Raw genomic sequence first — 18,189 nt, forward strand, 5'->3', positions numbered from 1 at the left:
CCGGTCCGGATCTTGTAGACCATCCCGTTGATGACCCGGCGATCCTCCACCCGAGGCCGACCCCTGACCGCACTCGGTATGAGCGGGGCCAACAACTCCCACTCCGCGTCCGATAGTTCGTGGCGACTTATCACGACACCATGATCCAACACGCAAAGGATCTTTTGAAGACGGACCCTAGACCCCGCCCCGACCTGGCCCGAGCCCCGCCAGCAGGACCTGAACCCCTGAGACAACGACGACAGGACAGTCGACGCCCACACAGCGGCCACCGAAGGAACCCATCCCGCAACCAGAGAACTGGCCAAATACACACAGACCACCAACCGACTACCAACCGGCCACCAACCGAACGCGCGAACCAACCCAAGGCCAGAGCCACCGTCCACCAGACCTACCACACCCGCCAACTACTGCACCAAGGCCCCGACAGACCCGAAAAACCACACCCCACCAACACCAACAACCACCCCCCCACCGACGAAAACAGCAACACCCACTACAACCACAAAAACAACAAAACCCCACAGTACCGACACAAGCACCACCCGACCCAGCAACGCCACCAGGCGGGTAGCCCTCGCACCCGGTCCGCGTGCACAGGATTCCCCGCTTGCGCCCCCGCCCACATAGCGTTGTATGTGCCATATTGCGTAGTAATCCTACTGAAAGGCACGTTATGAAGATCGCAGTCATCGGCGGTACCGGACTGATCGGGTCGCAGGTCGTCACGAACCTGAACGCCGCCGGACATGAGGCGGTACCGCACTCGAAGTCCACCGGAGTCGACATCATCAGCGGCCAAGGAGTGGACGAGGCGGTGGCGGGAGCCGACGTCGTCGTCAATGTGACGAATTCCCCGACCTTCGACGAAGCCTCGCTCGCCTTCTTCCGGACCTCGATGGACAACCTGCTGGCCGCGGCCCAGAAGGGCGGCGTCGGCCACTTCGTCATCCTCTCGATCGTCGGCGTGGACCAGGTGCCGGAGCTGGACTACTACCGCGCCAAGGCGCTTCAAGAGAAGATCCTCACGGCCGGGACGATCCCCTACTCGATCGTGCGGGCCACACAGTTCATGGACTTCATGGACGCGGTCCTGTCCTGGACCGCCGACGCCGACACCGTCCGGCTGCCCGCCACGCCCATCCAGCCCATCGCTTCCAAGGACGTGGCCGACGCGGTGGCGGAGGTCGCCACCGGGGCTCCGCTGAACGGCATCCGCAACATCGCAGGCCCCGAGGTCTTCCCCCTGGACGAACTGGGCCGGATCACCCTGTCCCACAAGGGCGACAATCGTACCGTCGTCACCGACCCCACCGCCGGCATGTTCGCCGCCGTCAAGGGCGACGTCCTCACCGACAAGAACGCCCGCCTCGCCCCCACCCACTACGCCGACTGGCTCTCCTGACATCCCGCCCCCGTCTCCTGTGTGTCCATGGAGCAGTTGAGAGCGGTAGATGATCGAGGGAGGCAGATGATCGTGGACGTCTATGAGGCGGTCACGAGCCGACGGGCGGTGCGCGGGTTCACCGACCGGCCCGTCCCGCGACGGGTGCTGGAGCGGGTGCTGTCGGCTGCGGCCTGGGCGCCGTCCGGATCGAACCTCCAGCCGTGGCGCTCCTACGTGGTGACCGGTGGGCCGCTGGCCGAGCTCAAGAAGCGCGCCGGCGAGCGGGTGGCCTCATGCGACTCCTGGGACGAGCGGGAGTACGAGATGTACCCGCCCGCACTGAAGTCTCCGTATCACGAACGCCGATCCGCCTTCGGCCATGAGCGCTACAGCGCACTCGGTATCGAGCGTGAGGACTGGGAGGCGCGCCAGCGGGCCGCTGCGGCGAACTGGGACTGTTTCGGTGCGCCCGCCGCCCTGTTCTGCTACATCGACCGCGACATGGGCCGGCCTCAGTGGTCCGACGTCGGCATGTATCTGCAGACGGTCATGCTGCTGCGCGCCGAGGGGCTGCACAGTTGCCCTCAGATGGCGTGGTCGGTGTACCGCAGGACTGTCGCGGAGATCCTGTCACCCCCGGACGAGCTCATCCTCTTCTGCGGCATGTCGATCGGCTTCGAGGACCACACGGTGGGCTACGTCCGTACGGGCCGGGCGCCACTCGACCGGACCGTCACGTTCGTCGAGGGATAGATCCAGGCAGATCCGCGACTGCGTGACGATCACGGCCGGCCAGGCGGCCGGAATGGAAGAGCTTCGCCGCACGCTGCCGGGACCCGGATCGCCGACGACAGAAGGACGGCTGCCTCCACAGAGGTTCGGTATCGGGCTCGTTGTGCCACCGCGTCTCCGAGGTCAGGACGCAACTGAAGTCGCGACGCCTTTGGCCGCGGGAGTCGACGAGGTCGATCCCGGCACCGGTGGGCAGGTGCTGCAGCCGCAGCCGCCGGTTTCCCACCCCGGTCAAGCGCAAGCCCGGAATGCCGGAGATACAGCTGCCCTGGTGGAGCAGGGGCATCATGCGGGAGGCGACCCGGCAGGCGGTGTTGGTGTGAACGTCGAGACGGTCAGAGCGCGCCACGATCCAGTTCAGGCAGAGGCAGATGCTGGCCATCGCGGAGCAACGCGTGGGGTGTCCGAAGGGGGGCGACCGCCCGTGGCCGTTCAATCAGGCAGGTGGCCGGCAGAGCCTGGAACCGCTGCTGGTTGGCAGAGATGTCGGGGTCCAGGGCGGGCAGCCCCTTGGGGCTGCGCAGCAATTCGCCGGTGGAGGCCCCCAGCAGTTCTTCGCAGGTACGACGGTGCGCGGCATCGCGGGTCCATTCGGCGCGCTGCCCGGGCAGCGACCGGCTGATGACGGGCCGCTCGGCACGAGAAAGGTCGTGAAAGAGGACCGGGCATCACACCCTCGAGGCACCGTGCACATCCGCCCGGGCGAACCGCAAGCCCCAGGACCGTCCCCGGCCCACACTCCGCACCATAGCCCTGATCAACCCAAAACCGAGTCGCCACTGGTTGGAGCGGTGGCTTTCACGATTTCACGGCGATTTCAATGATCCTTCGTAGCGTTCAGTTGACGTGTACGCGGCTACGTGCGGGGGTCTGCCGCGCGCTGCCCAGGCGAGTGGAGTCTGGTGTGACTGAACTGCTGCCCGAACCCGTCTCCGATGCCGCCCCACCAACCGATGCAGCCGTCGGGGCGGACGAGGACGGTGGTACCGGCCGACGCGTCGTACACGGTGCGGGCGTGGCCGTGCGCGTCGACGACGCAGGGGCCCGGTGCGGACCGACCGGGGCGCGGGACCGCGTAGGTGTGGGGTGCGTTCGGGGCAGGGGAGCCGAACATCAGGTAGGTGGCGTGGGGGCCGCAGAAGAGGTCGAAAAGCCGGACCATCCTGTCGTCGGCGTCGGCGTCGGCGTCCGGCGCACGGTGGCCCGCCACGATCCGGCCGCCGGCCGTCCGGTAGGTCACGTCCAACTGACGACGGCCCGGATCCCGGCGGCCGGGATCTTTCCCACACGACCATCACTGGTCACCACATCTAAGGGGGCGAGATGGCGTTAAGGAAGGGCCGTGCCTGGCTGCGGGGCCTGGTGGCGCTCGGTCTGGCGCTCGGGGTTTCGCTGGGGGCGGCGCCGGCGAGCATGGCCGACGACCCCAGACCGCCGGGGGCCGCGGAAGGGGTCGACCTCTCCCATTCGGACAAGTTCAAGTTCAAGAACCCACTCATCAGTCCGATACTGCTGCCCGTCACCGAACTGCGCATGGCGTTGAGCCGCGTTCTGCCCGAGACGAAGGCCCACCAAGCTTTCAGTGAGGCCAGAAACGGTGCTTCCGACCTGATCGATCCGCGGAAGCTGACCAAGGCGCAACTGGACGTCCTGCTCAACCACGAGATCAAGCCCTCCAAGGAAAGGGTCTGGCTGGGCACGATCGTCGATCTCGGATCTGTCGGGCCCTTTCTGAGAGGCAAGGACCTGGCGTCGCTGAAGAACGACGGCGTGCCAGGAGTGGTGGCGTTGAGTGCCCTCAACGTCCCGTCGACGCGCAGCGAGGCCGGCGTTCACTCCGAGGCCGTCATCCAGGGTGTTCTGGACAATCTCGAGATCGATACGAACTCCAGGCTCGCAGGGGCGTCCGAACGCCAACAGTGCTACAAGCACAAGTGCGCACTGTTCTACCCGCCCGACCTGCCGACTTACTTCGCTGCCTCCTACGACATCAGTGTGGAGGAGTACAAGTTTCTCACCGATGGAATCAACAGCATCAGGGAGGTATGGGCAGGCAAGGACAGAGAGGTCGAAAGACGCATCACGCAGCTGCGGAAGGAATTTGACGGACGCGTAAAGGAACGTAACGGAGATGCCAAGGGCCTGCTGGGCAAGTTCCTCCCGGAGGGGCGGCAGCACGTCCTGAGCTCCGTGAACAAGGTCAACGTGGACATCTCCTCCGTCCTGAAAGCTTCCAGCGGCGCATGCGACCACATGAAATCCAAACCGCAGAAGTCCCAGGCCCCCGGCGTCCCCGCGCAAGGATTCATGCGCCTGACCGCAGCCCGCGTGGGCCCGTGTGACGAGGCGCGGGCCTCCACGAATCCCAAGTCCGCCACGGGCCTGAGCCAGGCACTGACGATGCCCGGCACCGCGCCCGGCGGCATCGACTTCTCCAGCCTTCAGCTGCGCTACCTCTCCGACCCCGGTGACGGCAGCGGCCTGCAGTACTCGTTCAACGCCAAGAGGGATCCCCTGAAAGGGGACTCGCGCCCCGCCACCGGCGTGACCGCGGCCGACCAAACCTCCGACGCCTTCTTCGTCTGGCTCGCCCTCAACCCCTCCGCTTTCTGGGTCAATCTCAATCCCAACGAACCCCACCGCATCGTCGACAGCAAACTCGCCCGGACCGATGCCGGGCGCATCATGCTCGAAGCGGATCTGCAGATGAAGAAAACCGTCGGGAAACTCATCCACCCCGACACCGAGACCGGCCGGAAGTTCTGGGACGGCGTCACCGGGAGCTGCATGTCGCAGCGCGTATGGATCCTGCCCGAGCCCGCCACGGTGCGGCAGGACGGTGACAAGCTCTACATTGTCGACGCTCCCCTCGCCGTCCGGATGGAGGGGCAGTACCTCGCCCAGCGCGGCAAGGGCGCCACCGCGTCGTGCGCGCAGGAGGACAAGGCTTCCGGGGAGCGGAACGAACAACTGTTTCGCAGCCTGATCCTGCCCAAGCTCAAGCACGCGGTCAACACCGCGCCCGAGTACGCGGAAATCCGTCGCGTGTATCTCGCCCGGGTCGCCGCCGAGTGGTACCGCGAGCTGAGCCGGACCAAGCACACCACCTACGGCGATCTCATCGGCAAGGGCGACATCGAGAGCTGGAGGACGACGACCGACTGGAAGCCCACCGACACCTTCGACAAGTTCGTCGAGTCCTACACCAAGGGCGAGTTCAACGTCACCCACAAGACCACAGAAGGCAACACCATCTACGCACGCACCTATGTCTACGGTGGCGTCGACCTCAAGCGGATCCCGTTCAACAAGGTCTCGACCGACCGCTTCCGGAAGGAGCACGCCGGCCTTTCCCAGAGCATCGACAAGTCGCTGACCAAACCCTCCACGGCCGACGGCGACAACACCGTATGGCTCGGTTCGCCCACCCCGCTCCAGGCGTCCGGGGTCGGCCCGCCCCAGGAGCGTCTGTCCGCGAGCGACTGGGCGGTGCGCCTTCTGCCCGCCCTGCTCCTCCCGGTCGCCGCCCTGCTGTGGTGGCGACGCCGTCGGCTCAGTGCCTCCGTCACCGCCAGCCCGCTGCGGCGCGCGGCCGTGCCCCGTCGCCCATCCCGACACGACTTCCGGAGACCGTCATGACGTCACCCGCGCAACCACCAGAAGAGGGCCGGGAGGACGGGCCCCGGCCCTACGCACGGATGATGACCGCGGCCGGCGCTATCGGTGCTGTCGCCGCCCTGGTCGCGGCGCTCGTCGGGTTCACCACCGATCCGGTCATCCCGCTGCCGGAGAAGATGCCGACCATGCCGTCGATACCGGGCATGCCGACAAGCATGCCCACGGACATGCCGACCGACATGCCGACCGACCTTCCCACGAGTCTCCCCACCAACTTCCCGACCCGTTTTCCGACCAGCTTCCCCACCGCCTGGCCCACCCGCATACCGTCCATGCCGCCCCTGCCGCCCGCGCCCAAGCCGCGCCACCCAACTGCCATGCCGGAGCTTCCGCAGCCCGGAGGTACCCCGTGACAATGCCGCCGCCTCCACCCTTCGCCCCACCCCCGGGACCCCGGACCCCTCGGCAGGGCATGCCCGCCACCATCGCCGTGGCGGTCGCCCTGTCGGCGGCCTTCGGCATCGGGCAGGTCCTTTTCTGGGCGGAGCCCGAGATCCCCTCACCCCTGCCCTGGATGCGGTTCTTCCTGCTGCCCGAGCCGGAGGCCTTCACCCTGACGCGCATCCTCGTCTACGTCGGCTGGGGCCTCTCCGCCCTGCTCGGGCTGCTGCTCCTGGCCCTGCGACAGCGCCGGGACGCGCTCGTCCGCGCCTGCCGACTCGGTCTGCTGGGTGCCCTCCTGTTGCCCTTCGTCGTCATGCCGCTCGACATCCTCGGCAGCAACCCGCTCACGCTGCTGGTCTGCCTGCCCACCACGGCCGCCGCCCTGCTGTGCGTGCACCGGGCACAACTCTTCCACCGAATGCCCGGACAGCTGCTGCTGGCGGGATTCGGCTGGGGAGCGCTGATCGGCGGCGGGTTCGGGACCGTGATGATCACCTGGTTCTACCGGTACGCGCCCGGCTACCTGTTCGACTGGGAACACCCCCGTGACAACGTCCGCACGATCTACACCATGATCGCCCTCAACGCCGGGATCGTCTCGGAGATCGGCAAGGCGGCCGGGGTCGCCGTCCTCTTCTTCCTCTTCCGGCGGCACTTCGACAGGGTGGTCTCCGGCGTGCTCATCGGCGCGGCCGTGGGGCTCGGCTTCAACCTCACCGAGACAGTGCACTACATGGCCACGATCGAGCCCGGGCAGCAGTCCGCACAGTTCTGGATGCGGCAGGTGGTCGGACTGATGACGGTGCACGTGGCGTTCACCGCGCTCGTCGGCGCCGGATTCGGGGCGGCGCATCGGCTGCCGGAGCTCCGGGACCGGGTACTGGTAGTCGGGGGCGGCCTGCTGGCCGCGATCGGCGGGCACTTCGCCACCGATGCGGTGATGCCGCAGCTCGGCAAGTGGAAGGAGGACCTCTTCTCCCACGACCAGACACTCGGCCTGCTCCTCGGCGTGCCGCTCATCACCACCGTCACATCAGGGGTCTTCGTCGTCCTGTACGTACTGATCCTGCGGCGCGGCCTGACAGCGCAGGCCGCCGGGCTCCGCCGCGCCCTGCACGCGGAGGCGGAGGCCGGCACCGGCGCGGTCACCGCACCCGAGGCCGAGCTGCTGCTCGACCCGCGCCGTCGCCTCCTCCTCGAGCTGCGCGTGTGGCGCCGCGACGGCACGGCCGGCGTCCGTCACCTGATGCGGCTGCACCAAGCGCAACTCGACATGGCCACCCAGCGGTGGCACGGCACACGTTCCGGCGCCGACATCCCCGTCCCCGACGTGCGTCCGCTGCGCGCACGCGTCCTGGAGTTGAAGGGCCTTCCCGTACCCGCCGTCCATCCCGCCTTCCCCACGGCGCAGGAGGCACTGTCATGATGCCCTCTCGAACAGCACGGCTGTCCGCCCTCGCCGTCGCCGTCCCACTGCTCGTCCTCGGCACGCCCGCGGCCGCGTCGGCGCAGTGCTCGGAACCCAACTACCGGGGAAGCCGCACCTTCCCGGGCGGAAGCTGCCCCGAGCAGGTCGCGGACACCGCCTCCGGGGTCGTGTGGGCCGTGCTCGTCCTCGCCGCCGCGCTGTGGGTCGCCCTCGCGCTGTCCCGGTCGCGGGCCACGACGGACGCCGACCTGGCACTCGTCGACGCAACGTTCAGCCACGCGGCAACCGCCGAGGCGACATCCGCCGAAGCGGCGCCCTCGGCCCCCCGGAAGGATCCCTAGGCCCCAATCCGGGCCTGCCGAATTCTTCGATCATCACCCGCAGGTTGGTTCGCAGCGCCTCGGTGAGTGCCGTAACTGGCTCCCGCGTGACGCTGCGGCCGCGGCGTCACTGAATACGGCACGGCGAGCCCCGGGGACGATGACTGATCCCCCGGGGCCCGTGGTGTGCCCGGCTGCGGTCGGTTCAGGGGAGGTGCCTAAGCTGGCGCGATGGGCAACGTCTTCGGCAGCGGCGGCACAGGTGACGACCTGTACCTGTCCAACGGCGGGACAGCCGCCTTCCTCGACGTGCTGTGGCTGGCCGTCTCGGACCTCGCCCGCCGGCCGTGGGACTTCCGGTTCGCCGCGCTCCTGGCCCTGCAGGACCAGACCGTCATGGGACGCGGGGTCGTCGGATTCGGCCTGGAAGACATCGACTGGGGCAGCACCCCGGCCGACCAGGCACGAGCCCAGGACTTCGTGCTGCGAGTGATCGACCTCGCGCTGGAACGGCACCGCTGGGACGAGCTGAGCTACGAGCCGCCGTACGCACCCGGCTACCTCCAGCAGTACCGGGCCATGGTCGATGCCTTCACCCCACCACCACACCCCGCCGACAAGGAGGTCTTCCCCGGCCCGGACATGGCCGTCACGGCCTCGTGCGTCCGCCACCGGGTCCTGGACGCCCTGCCGCACTGGGGAGGCTGCGTCTTCTGCACCGGGGGCACGATGCGATCGCCCGCCGACCCGGCAGGAGAGGAACCCACCGCCACGACACAGCACCCCGACGGCGACAGCCCGGCGCAATAACCGGGCCCCTGTGGCTCCGCGACCGGCGCGTGCACGGCGATGATCCGCCCGCCACATCGTTACGGGCCAGGCCCGAGGCGGCGTAGCGGACGGGGAGGCGGTGGGCCAGGGCGGTGCGCCGGGCCGCAGCGGCCGCGAGGAGGATTCAGCCAGCGCCGGGGCGGCGGCGAGCACGGCGAGACAGCCCGGGCTCAGGCTCCGCCTCCCCCCATTCTCCCTCCTCCCCCGCGCCCGCCGTGCATGCCGCCCGCCCCGGTGCCGGCAGAACGCCAGGAACGGCGGAGCAGGCTGCGCGGCGTCCTGCGGCGCTTCTGGGCGGCCGGTGCCGGCTCGGGCTCACCTGGCCGACCTGAGCCTTTCTCAGTCGGACCGGCTACCGCACGTCGGCCAGGTGACCGGCCTCACGAAGGTATGCGCACCGGCCGCCGCGCAGGACCTTCGTGGCGACGGTCAGGACCCGGGCCTGCTCCGGCTACAACAGCGGCGCCCACTCCTCGGCGGTAATCATGCGCCAGTCGTCCGCCGCCGGGCAGCTGCCACTCATCCGTCCAGGAGGTGTGGAGCAGCATGATGCGGTGGTCGACGTCGGGGACCAGGAGGCGGCGCAGCCAAGGATCCGTGCGCGGCGTGCGAGCCATGCGGCCCGAGGCAGCTGCGGGTGCTTGGTCAACTTACGTCCCCTCCATCGCGCCACCGGTGGCATCCGTGTAGACGATCCGCTCAGTGCCTGGTGCAAGACACCCGGTGTTCAACCGGGCACCCAGCCACGAGGTCACGCCCCGGACCGGTCATCGGCCGGTCCGCACGGCACCGGGAGTTTTGACCAGTCTTCGGAGCGCGACTCGGTCTGGCCTGCTCTTCAGAAGACGGGTGGTCTTCCTGCGAGGGTGAGCCGGGCGACGGTGTGCCAGCTCATGCGTGCGCGGGGACCGCAGTCGGTGCGCATTCCCTCGCGGAAGCCGGCAAGGGATGTGCGCAGGACCTTGGGGTCGCGGAACCGCCAGAGGGCCAGGAGGGTCCAGACGGCGAGGTTGGCAGGGACCAGGACGCGGGGAAGGTTGCGGCGGGCGAGCCAGACACGGTTGCGGGCGTTCATCCGGTAGAAGGTGGCGTGCCGGGCGGGGTTGGTGGCAGGGTGGTGGACGATCACGTCGGGCATGTAGTAGCCGGTGTAGCCGTGGTCCCAGCAGCGCCAGGCGAGGTCGATGCCCTCGTGGAAGAGGAAGAAGTGTCCTGGCCACCCGCCGACAGGCTCGAAGACGTCTCGGCGCATGAGCATGATGCCTTCGGCCATGACGGTTACGGTGCCCGGCCGTGTGGCGTCGGCGCGGAGCCGGGGTACCCAGCGGCGCAGGGTGATGCCGGTGTCCGGGTCGGCGATGCGCGGCTGCACGTACGCGAGCTCTGGGTCCTGCTGCAGGCGGGTGGCGAGGCGGGCGATGCTGTCGGGTTCGGGGAGGATGGCGTCGTTGTCGAAGAACAGCAGCAGGTCGCCCTTGACGTTCGCGGCGCCGACGTTGCGGCCTTCGGGGATGCCCACGTTCTCCGGGAGCGTCACCGTGCGGATGCCGGTTGGTACGTGTTCGGGTTCGATGCCGTTGCCCACGACGACGACGTCGAGGTCGACTCCTTGCTGGGCCAGGAGCGAGTCCATGGCCCGGATGAATTCCTCCTTGCGGTCGTTCATGGTCAGAACGACGGCGCCGATCGTCGGGGGCGGTGTGCTCACGGTCGTTTTCCTCTCCCGGGTCCTGCCGCGGCAGGGTACACACCACATTCACTCCCGCGTCGCCTAGACGCCGACGGCCGGTCGCCAGGCCGCCGCCGGACGGCGCTCATGGCCTGCGGCTTGTCCGGTGCCGTCCCGTCGCATGGCCGTCATACGGAGCTCAGCGAGTCGCGGCACGAGGTGGATGTCCAGTTCCTCGACGGGGTGCACCAGTCCACGGGGGCAGGTCTCAGCGGCCCAGACCCGACAGTCCGCACGCGGGTAGGCCGGGTTGATGCCGATTTCCCCCTTGGAGACCGTGCCGTTGAACGGCGTCGGCATGCTCTACGCGTTCCAGAAGTCCCACGCCTCTGGACTTCGAGCTCGTCATCACGGCGCTGGCGAAGTCCCGGACAACTGACTGCTGTGCCACCGCAGTAGCGCCCCGCGGGACACTCGCCCACCGGCCCTCCGGGATCGGGCTGTGCACTCCCCCTTCGACGTCCGCTTCGTCCGTAAGAAGCCCGAGCCACCCCGATGATCGAACGATCCCGGTACGGCGACGGAACGGCCAACCTGCCTCGATCACGTTGACAGGTTCCGAATTTTCCATTTTGAGAGCAGAGCCCTTGTCGTCTGCTAAACAATCACTTCTTTGTTAAAGTCGCTTTTCTTAAGCTTGATCTGGCTATGGTGGGCCCAGGGGTGCAGTGCAGGTGCCGGCCGATGCAGCCGGCACCTGTGCGTTGGCGTCTCATGCACAGGCGCGTGCCGGTGCCTGGATCCCGCCAGCGGCTCTTCCGCCCTTCTCGCGGTCTCGCATTCCGCAGTGAACATTCCTGTCACGCAGGTGACGCCGCCTTCCCTGTTCTGGGTGGTGGGCAGCATCGGCCGGCTGACGTGACAGTCCCGAAAGAAGCAGATGACACCGGATTTCAAGAAACCGACGCGAGTGGCTCTGGTTGGCACACTCGTCGCAGCCGGCCTCCTAGGGGGCATCGCCCCCGCGGCGCCGACCGCTCCCCTGCCCGCAACTCCACCCGGCCTCGAAAAGGCGGTACAGGCACATGTGAGTGCGGCCGGCACCGGAGTCGCCGCTCGCAGTGGCACCGCGGCTCCCGCCGGCGCGAACAGCACGGCGGCGTTCGATGCGGAGGACTTCACCGACAAGGAGTACGGAGATTTCCTCAACACGCTGCGCACCGAATACCTCAAGTCCTCCCAGGACACCCACTTCTCCGTCGACTTCAAGCTTGAGGGGGGCAAGGAACTCTCCCTGTGGTTCAGGCGTGCAGACCTCTACTTCGTGGGCTGGGCAACCGGCGACACGTACTACCACTTCACACTCTCCAAAGATGAGAAGGTGCCGCCCGCTGTCAAGAAGCTGCCCAAGGACCTCGGCTTCGGCGCCAACTATGACGCTCTCGGCGTCAAAGCAGGACGCCCGATGGGGCAGACGTCGTTCCAGACAGCGCTCGCCACTCTCGGCAATACAGAGAAGCGCCTGAAGGACAAGGGGGGATTCCCGAAGGAGCCGCTCGGGGACCTGATTCTGCTGGGCCCGGAAATGGCCCGGTTCGACGGCGCCGCCCGTGAAGTCACGAAGAACTGGGCCAAGGGAGGGTGGAAGGTCCCGGAGCCATTCATCGAAACCATCAAGAAGTGGGACGACATCACCAAACTCGCGGCCGGCGAGGATGTGACCGTCATCATCGATAAGAAGCCAAGGGACCAGCAGTGGGCCAAGAGGATCCTCGGGGAGGACGGAGCTCGCTGGCGGCCGTCCGGCGGGGAGGCCACCGGCGGCCGCATCTCGTGCATAAAGAAGCCCGGAAAGCGGGCCAAGCGTTCCGTCGGTGCCTGTGAAGAGCAAGTGCCGGAGGTGCGTCGTGAGGCGGTTGAGGAGGCCGAGAAGCTGCCGGGCCGCGCACGGGAGCAGGCCAAGGAGCTGTGTGAGGGGTCGGGGACGGCGTCGTGTCTGGAGACCGTGGACTGGAAGCAGGTACGTAAGCAGGCGCGGGCCGATGCCGAGCGGCTGACGGAGCTGAAGCTGGCCGGGGTGGAGAACGCGGCGGAGATCCGGTTGGTGAAGGATCTCGACGCGGTGGTCAAGGACCCGTCAGCGTTCTACGTGCCGTACGACAAGACGCGCGCCGGGCTGGGGGGTGACCGGTTCAACTGGGAGAGCCTCGCCCACGCCGGTGGTGCCGCGCTGTGGGCGGGCGGGGTCGCCGCGGCGTTCTCGGGTGAGTCGAGTGATCTGGACAAGGCCGCCGCGGTCACCGCGTTGCTTCCGGTGGTGGGCAACCTGCTGCAGGTGGGGGTGGATGTCCAGGGCAAGGACTTCGCCGGGGCCGGCGTCGACGGACTCGCACTGCTGGTGGAGGGCCTGGAGGTCGCCGGTATCGAATCGGCCGTCGGCGGTCCGGCGTTCGCGCTGGCCCTGGCCTACCACCTGACCAAGACATGGACAGACCACATCGAGGCCAGCGAGAAGGAAATGCTGGGGCTGCCCGCCAAGCGGGACGTGCAGTGGAAAGCGATGCTCAGCAGCTACCTGCAGGACGACAAGCAGGGGTGGCTGGCCAAGAACGGCGGTACCCAGGCGGTTGCTGCCGGGATCGGGCTGGTGCAGGCGGCGGAGTTGCAGCGGGCCGCGGTCAAGGGCCTGACCCACGCCCTGGGGGCGGTGAGCCAGTCGGACGCCGTGGTGGACATCAGTAGCCAGACGTGGTCCATATCGGAGGAGTTCCGCGACGCCGACGCCAAGGTCGACGACCTGACCGACAACACCCCCAAGCAGGTGCGCTCTGCGTTGGCCAAGGCACTCAAGAAGGGCCTTGACGCCGCGTGGGGTGAGAAGACCGGCCAGGACTTCAACCAGCAGTTCATCGACAAGGCGAACAGCTTTGCGACCAGCACATGGTGCGCACCGGACATCGGCAACCACGGCGGCAGCGGGCGCTACGCCCAGTGCATCAGGGACATGGAAGGGGAGCAGCACGACGTTGTCGAGAAGCTGAAGTCCAACACCCCCGCCGGGCTGTCAGCGGATGAGATCGAGGATCTCCTGGAGAACCTGGGCCTGACCGACCCCGGGTTCCTGCCCGTCAACACCCCTGTCCACCTCCAGAACCAGAGCGATGACGGCAAGACGCTCCGCTACCTGACCGGGGACATCGGCCGGCGCAAAGTCCTTCACGCTCCCAAGGCGACCGATCCGCTCCAGCAGGACTTCGTCTTCCAGCCCACCGGGCGGATCGCCCTCTTGAACGGGCAGTGGTGCCTGGCCGCGGACAAGCAGGAGGGGGCCGAGGCCGTCCTGGTGGGCTGCACACACGACAACGCCCCCGAGCAGCGATGGCTGCCGGACGGCAAGGGCCACCTGCGCAATACTGCCTCGGGCCTGCTGCTTGCGATCACCCCGTCCGAGGGCGCGATACGGACCGTCAAGGACGGCAGCCTTCCGGACGCGGCCGTCCGCTGGCAGGCCGCCACCCCTGAGCGGGACGCACCCGCGCAGAACACCAACGACGTCCTGGCCGGCCTCTTCGGCGCCAAGGACGCATCCGGGCAGGTGGATGCCGTCATACCCGTACCCGCAGCGGACCGCGAGTACTGGGTGTTCTCCGGCCTGCAGTACCTGAAGGTGCGTCTGGAAAACTGCGCCAAGGACGGCACGCTCACCCTGACCCGCCTGGGCCATGGCGTACCTCGCCCGGTCAAGGGCAACTGGTCCACCCTGGAGACGCTCCTGGCGAAGTCGAGGGCCGGCCGTGTGACCGCCTCCCTGCCCGTCCCCGGAACCGAGCGGGACCTGTATGTATTCTCCGGTGACCAGTACGTCCGCGTCCGCCTCGACGACAACCTCGACGACCGCCTGGTGGGGGAGGACTGGCCGCGCAGCCTGAGTGCCTGGCCCTCCCTGAGGTCGCTGTTCGACCGGTCCGGCACCGCACGTGTGGACGCCGTACGGCCCCTCCCCCACGACCCCCGCCGGTTCGAGGTCTTCTCCGGCTCCTGGTACAGCACCATCGCTTTGAAGGACGACCTGAGCGACGAGGAGGTCTTCGCGCCCCGCCGCATCGCCGACGGATGGCCGGAGATCACCGCCCGCACCGGGCACGACCAGGTCCAGGCCCTCATCCCGCTCCCCGGCACCGCCGCGGGCTACTACGCCTTCAGCAACGGCCACTACACCACGGCCACCCAGAAGATCGGGCTCCCCGCCCCCATCGTCACCGGCAACGCTGCCTGGCTCGGCGGGACGGGCGCCATCTACTGGACCAACGGTGCCGGCCTTCCCGAGGGCACCCAGCTGGTGGCCCGCGACCGGGACCCCGACGACGACAGCACCCGCCAACGCTCCTATCCTGCCTCCCAGGGCCACAGCGACCCGGACTCCTTCTGGCACGCCCCCCGCGACAAATTTATCTTCGACACCAAATCCCGGTACTTCGACGTCGTCTACCAGTACACCCACCCCGACGGAGCCGTCGAGGAATCAGCCCCGGCCCAGGTCCAGTTCTGGTGCGGGGTCTACACCTGCGGCGCCAACCCCCAACACCAAGAATGATGCCGTCACACGAGACGACTCGGCCCATGCCGTATCAGGCATGACACAGCACCGGACGTAGCAAAGAAGACGAAAGACGGCACGGCCTCGGACGACCGGTGGGCCTCCGCACCCGCCGCCGAACCCGAGGCCGTGCCGCGTTCCGCCGCCTGATCACCAGAACCCCCGACGAGCAGGAGCGTCGATGAAGCACCTCCTGGACAAGATGGCCGGGCAGCAGCTGATACACGAGACGGCCGGACACCTGCGTGCGCAGATCACGCTCCTCACCTAACAGCTCACCGCCGCCGAACCCACCCTGGAACGCCTGGACGACGCCGACGCCCCCCGCACAGCCGATTCACCCGCCCCACCCGGCCTACATGCCCTGCCCGCCCCCGCCGCGGCGCGCGAAGGGCACCATAGTGGCCGCCGGCCTCACGGCCCTGGTCGTGCTGCTGGCAGGCGTCGGAACACTCACCTGGTGGCTGACGCGCGATGGGGACGACTCACCACTGGCCGGCCGGCCCCGGGTGAACAACACCGCGGCGGGCCTGTCCTACGCGATACCGGCGGGCTGGCAACACGACGCGGCCAAAGACTCCGGGCTGCTGAGCGCCTTCACCTCGCAGATCGCCCGGAAGCCCGGCGCCGGAGCAGAAGACGACGCGCTCGGCGCCGCCGTCATGGCCGGCCGGTCCCGGCAGGTGATCCCGGCCTCCGGCCTGCGGCAGCAGACCGAGCGCGCGGCCCGTTCGAACGCCGAGTTCTTCTTCCCCGACCGGCCCACGACACTCGAGGACTCCCACCCGGCGAAGGTCGGCAACCAGCCGGCACACGCTGTCACGCTCAAAATCACCGACCCCAAGGGCAGCACCGCACACTTGAGGATGACGGTAGTCACCATCGACAACCACCACACCTCCTTCGTCATGGGCGTCTACGGTGACACCCCCAGTGCCACGACCGACCACGAGGTCGACGCGGTGCTGCACAGCACCACTGTCCGATGACTCGTGAGGGGCCGCGCCCCGCACTCCCTTGCCGACCCTGGCCAGCGGCCGTGACGTACAACCCAGCATCCTGAGGGCGCCCACGATGCCGCCGGGCCGGATGCCGCACGCGTGATGACCGTGATCGGCATTAGGATCATTCACCGATCCACAGGGGGAAACATGCGCAAGATCATCATGGGTGCGGCTCTGGTCCTGACCACGGCTGTGCTGACGGGATGCGGCAGCGACGCCAGCCCGGCGCCCGCCGATAAGACCGCTACGTCCGCGCAGCCGAAGGCGAAGGCGAAACCTGAGAGCGGGAGCGACGAGGTCAAGCACGAGGTCACCCTCGAAGTCCTCGGCACCGGCACCACGTCGGTCTACTACAACCTCGACACCAACAAAATGGAACAGGTCCAGCTGCCCTGGAAGAAGATCTCGACCATCACCTTGACCACGGACGCCGAGAAGAAGGTCGGCCTCGGGGTGTCCGTCGTCCCCGGCTCCGTCACCGGCTCCGACGGCATGCTGCACGCAGCGCCCTGCGTCATCACCGTCGACGGCAAGAAGGTGGCAGACAACCAGGATGGCAAGTCCGACAAGATGTGCGAGTTTAAGGTGAAGTAAGGACTCCAGGGGGAACCGACTCCCTGATGATCCCTACGGGGCCGTCGTACCGCACAGCCGACGCGTGGACGATTCTCCCAGGGCCTCCGCGCGTGCCCGTGAGGCTGACGCCGCGCAAAGCGCCTCCCCGCCGGGACCCTTGATGCCAATGTGATGTGCCACGCGAGGACAAACGGAGACCGGGGGCGGCGACCTGCTCCTGGCTGACGAGCGAACGCAGGTCCGCAGCGCCGGGCAGCCGGTGGTATGGAGCCTGGACGAGCGCGGTCCGGTGCAGCTCGACCATCAGCAGCGGGTCCTGGACGTGGCAGCGGGGGGCCGGGGTCAACAGCGGCTCGAGCAGCAGGTCCTCCAGGCTCTGATCCTCCTGAACCGGCATGCCGGCACGGCCAGGGGATCGGCCGGAGCATCCGTTCGGGATCACTGCCACGACCATGGGCGCCTCCTCCGTCGCTCCGGCGCCCGCCTGGTGCTCGTGACACGCGGCAACGGATATCGCGGTCGACACCGGCCGGCGCATGCTCGACCTCGGCCACCACCGTCAGGCCCGCCGGCTCATCGGCCAGGGAACCGGACTGCTGCCGGAGGCCCGCTCAAAGACCCGAAACGTGTTCCTTGCGTACGAGGCGGAGAGCTTCCTTCGCTCCGGCGAGATCGACCAGGCAGCCACCACCGTGCGTCGACCGCTTGTTCGCCTTTGGCTTGGAGCGCATGCCGCCGGCGCCGGCCGCGACGCCGACGCCGAGCTCAACGTCCCCGCGCGCGGCGACACCGGGCCGCGGAGTGTCCGACCCTGACGGCACGATGGGACCCCAGCGGGACCGGACGCCGCGCCCGGTCCCAGATCTCACGTTCGTGAGGGGGTACACAGCATGACCGAGAACGCGGAAGGCTTTCGAGCGGCCACCGGGGACGAGAGCGCGTCCGGCCCCGACCTCAGCGCTGAGGACCGGGCAGCCGCCGTACGCCGGGCCATGGACGGGCTGTGGCAGATCCGGAGGATGATGAACCCTGCGGACGGCCGACCCGTGTCCGTGCCGGCGGAATGGGAACGCCGCCAGCCGTTGCGCGCCGTCGCCCTCGCCCTGGCGGCGGCCGGGATCCCCGCATCCGCCCTCGACCCCGACGGCCGACGCGCCGCCACCGGCTACCGCGTGAGCCTCGTCGACGGGGTCGTCCATGTGGAATGGTTCGGCCCGCCTGGCAGTAAGGCCGTCGTCCAGCAGCACGAGCAGCTCCAGTACTGCACGCGAGCCCTTCAGGACCTCGGCTGGGAGGTACTGGAGTACCGCGGAGCACATCGGCACCGCTGGCTGGAGGTCGAGCCGCCCCCATAGGCGCAGGCGCGAGAAGACGGGCGGCATCGGGCGCAGTCGTCCTCCGTCCGCCTCCAGGGATCGTCGGTGCCGATGTCAGTACCCGCCCGCCAGTGCTTTGACCGGGAACGTTTGCCGGGTGGTCCACGCATCCGGGACGTTCGATGCGCTGGTTGAGCTCGGTC

The 18,189-nt window shown here is 68.3% G+C and carries 16 protein-coding genes; 11 read left to right on the forward strand and 5 right to left on the reverse strand.

All coding sequences use genetic code 11. From position 1 onward, the window contains the following. The coding region (locus RM609_RS34470) for a transposase (protein WP_369016233.1) at positions 1 to 401 on the reverse strand (401 nt) is incomplete at its 3' end. A gap of 278 nt (positions 402 to 679) precedes the next feature. Here RM609_RS34470 and RM609_RS10050 point away from each other — a divergent pair. Next, a complete protein-coding gene (locus RM609_RS10050; RefSeq protein ID WP_311609725.1) occupies positions 680 to 1,408 on the forward strand; it encodes an SDR family oxidoreductase in 729 nt (242 codons plus the stop codon). A 72-nt stretch (positions 1,409 to 1,480) separates the two neighbouring features. Further along, positions 1,481 to 2,143: a nitroreductase gene (locus RM609_RS10055; protein ID WP_311609727.1), complete on the forward strand. Its 663-nt coding sequence runs from the start codon at positions 1,481 to 1,483 to the stop codon at positions 2,141 to 2,143. Positions 2,144 to 3,038: 895 nt separating this feature from the next. On the opposite strand, the gene RM609_RS10060 is transcribed toward RM609_RS10055, so the two are convergent. Continuing rightward, positions 3,039 to 3,422: an aromatic-ring hydroxylase C-terminal domain-containing protein gene (locus RM609_RS10060; RefSeq protein ID WP_311609729.1), complete on the reverse strand. Its 384-nt coding sequence runs from the start codon at positions 3,420 to 3,422 to the stop codon at positions 3,039 to 3,041. An 83-nt stretch (positions 3,423 to 3,505) separates the two neighbouring features. Here RM609_RS10060 and RM609_RS10065 point away from each other — a divergent pair, with 83 nt between their 5' ends. Next, on the forward strand, positions 3,506 to 5,821 hold the full coding sequence (locus tag RM609_RS10065) for a hypothetical protein (protein ID WP_311609731.1): 2,316 nt from the start codon (positions 3,506 to 3,508) through the stop codon (positions 5,819 to 5,821). Positions 5,822 to 5,870: 49 nt separating this feature from the next. Here the strand turns inward: RM609_RS10065 and RM609_RS10070 are convergent, their stop codons facing one another. Then, the gene (locus RM609_RS10070; RefSeq protein ID WP_311609732.1) at positions 5,871 to 6,041 is read right to left on the reverse strand and encodes a hypothetical protein; all 171 of its coding nucleotides are present in this window, start codon (positions 6,039 to 6,041) and stop codon (positions 5,871 to 5,873) included. Between the two features lie 231 nt (positions 6,042 to 6,272). Between RM609_RS10070 and RM609_RS10075 the strand changes: the two genes are divergently transcribed. The 3 genes from RM609_RS10075 to RM609_RS10085 all read left to right on the forward strand — a co-directional run bounded on the left by RM609_RS10075 (position 6,273) and on the right by RM609_RS10085 (position 8,803). Continuing rightward, positions 6,273 to 7,670, forward strand: coding sequence for a PrsW family glutamic-type intramembrane protease (locus RM609_RS10075; RefSeq protein WP_311609733.1), 1,398 nt, complete (start codon positions 6,273 to 6,275; stop codon positions 7,668 to 7,670). Continuing rightward, positions 7,667 to 8,014, forward strand: a complete 348-nt coding sequence (locus RM609_RS10080; protein ID WP_311609736.1) for a hypothetical protein — start codon at positions 7,667 to 7,669, stop codon at positions 8,012 to 8,014. The genes RM609_RS10075 and RM609_RS10080 overlap by 4 nt, the downstream gene beginning before the upstream one ends. 210 nt (positions 8,015 to 8,224) lie before the next feature. Next, on the forward strand, positions 8,225 to 8,803 hold the full coding sequence (locus tag RM609_RS10085) for a hypothetical protein (protein ID WP_311609737.1): 579 nt from the start codon (positions 8,225 to 8,227) through the stop codon (positions 8,801 to 8,803). A gap of 859 nt (positions 8,804 to 9,662) precedes the next feature. Here RM609_RS10085 and RM609_RS10090 read toward each other — a convergent pair. Then, on the reverse strand, positions 9,663 to 10,490 hold the full coding sequence (locus RM609_RS10090) for a glycosyltransferase family 2 protein (protein ID WP_311610224.1): 828 nt from the start codon (positions 10,488 to 10,490) through the stop codon (positions 9,663 to 9,665). Positions 10,491 to 10,595: 105 nt separating this feature from the next. Then, a complete protein-coding gene (locus tag RM609_RS10095; protein WP_311609738.1) occupies positions 10,596 to 10,853 on the reverse strand; it encodes a hypothetical protein in 258 nt (85 codons plus the stop codon). A gap of 727 nt (positions 10,854 to 11,580) precedes the next feature. Between RM609_RS10095 and RM609_RS10100 the strand changes: the two genes are divergently transcribed. The 5 genes from RM609_RS10100 (at position 11,581) to RM609_RS10120 (ending at position 18,025) form a co-directional block, all read left to right on the forward strand. Continuing rightward, positions 11,581 to 15,087, forward strand: a complete 3,507-nt coding sequence (locus tag RM609_RS10100) for a ribosome-inactivating family protein (protein ID WP_311609739.1) — start codon at positions 11,581 to 11,583, stop codon at positions 15,085 to 15,087. 404 nt (positions 15,088 to 15,491) lie between these two features. After that, on the forward strand, positions 15,492 to 16,079 hold the full coding sequence (locus tag RM609_RS10105; protein ID WP_311609741.1) for an APA family fibronectin-binding glycoprotein: 588 nt from the start codon (positions 15,492 to 15,494) through the stop codon (positions 16,077 to 16,079). A 162-nt stretch (positions 16,080 to 16,241) separates the two neighbouring features. Beyond that, positions 16,242 to 16,688 (forward strand): hypothetical protein, encoded by a 447-nt coding sequence (locus RM609_RS10110; RefSeq protein ID WP_311609743.1) that lies wholly within the window; start codon positions 16,242 to 16,244, stop codon positions 16,686 to 16,688. A 518-nt stretch (positions 16,689 to 17,206) separates the two neighbouring features. After that, positions 17,207 to 17,485 carry a hypothetical protein gene (locus RM609_RS10115; RefSeq protein WP_311609745.1) on the forward strand — a complete coding sequence of 93 codons (279 nt, stop codon included), beginning with the start codon at positions 17,207 to 17,209 and terminating at the stop codon, positions 17,483 to 17,485. A 75-nt stretch (positions 17,486 to 17,560) separates the two neighbouring features. Next, entirely contained in the window at positions 17,561 to 18,025 is a 465-nt protein-coding gene (locus RM609_RS10120) for a hypothetical protein (RefSeq protein ID WP_311609746.1), read from the forward strand. Positions 18,026 to 18,189 lie beyond the last annotated feature (164 nt).

This window comes from Streptomyces hesseae (assembly GCF_031845785.1).
GTDB lineage: Bacteria > Actinomycetota > Actinomycetes > Streptomycetales > Streptomycetaceae > Streptomyces > Streptomyces hesseae.

Bases quoted from the DNA above. Each gene is read 5' to 3' on its own strand.
- RM609_RS10050 (WP_311609725.1), top strand. From the start codon at position 680: ATGAAGATCGCAGTCATCGGCGGTACCGGACTGATCGGGTCGCAGGTC.
- RM609_RS10065 (WP_311609731.1), top strand. From the start codon at position 3,506: ATGGCGTTAAGGAAGGGCCGTGCCTGGCTGCGGGGCCTGGTGGCGCTC.
- RM609_RS10070 (WP_311609732.1), bottom strand. From the start codon at position 6,041: ATGTCGGTCGGCATGTCCGTGGGCATGCTTGTCGGCATGCCCGGTATC.
- RM609_RS10075 (WP_311609733.1), top strand. From the start codon at position 6,273: ATGCCCGCCACCATCGCCGTGGCGGTCGCCCTGTCGGCGGCCTTCGGC.
- RM609_RS10080 (WP_311609736.1), top strand. From the start codon at position 7,667: ATGATGCCCTCTCGAACAGCACGGCTGTCCGCCCTCGCCGTCGCCGTC.
- RM609_RS10085 (WP_311609737.1), top strand. From the start codon at position 8,225: ATGGGCAACGTCTTCGGCAGCGGCGGCACAGGTGACGACCTGTACCTG.
- RM609_RS10090 (WP_311610224.1), bottom strand. From the start codon at position 10,490: ATGAACGACCGCAAGGAGGAATTCATCCGGGCCATGGACTCGCTCCTG.
- RM609_RS10095 (WP_311609738.1), bottom strand. From the start codon at position 10,853: ATGCCGACGCCGTTCAACGGCACGGTCTCCAAGGGGGAAATCGGCATC.
- RM609_RS10110 (WP_311609743.1), top strand. From the start codon at position 16,242: ATGCGCAAGATCATCATGGGTGCGGCTCTGGTCCTGACCACGGCTGTG.
- RM609_RS10115 (WP_311609745.1), top strand. From the start codon at position 17,207: ATGCTCGACCTCGGCCACCACCGTCAGGCCCGCCGGCTCATCGGCCAG.
- RM609_RS10120 (WP_311609746.1), top strand. From the start codon at position 17,561: ATGACCGAGAACGCGGAAGGCTTTCGAGCGGCCACCGGGGACGAGAGC.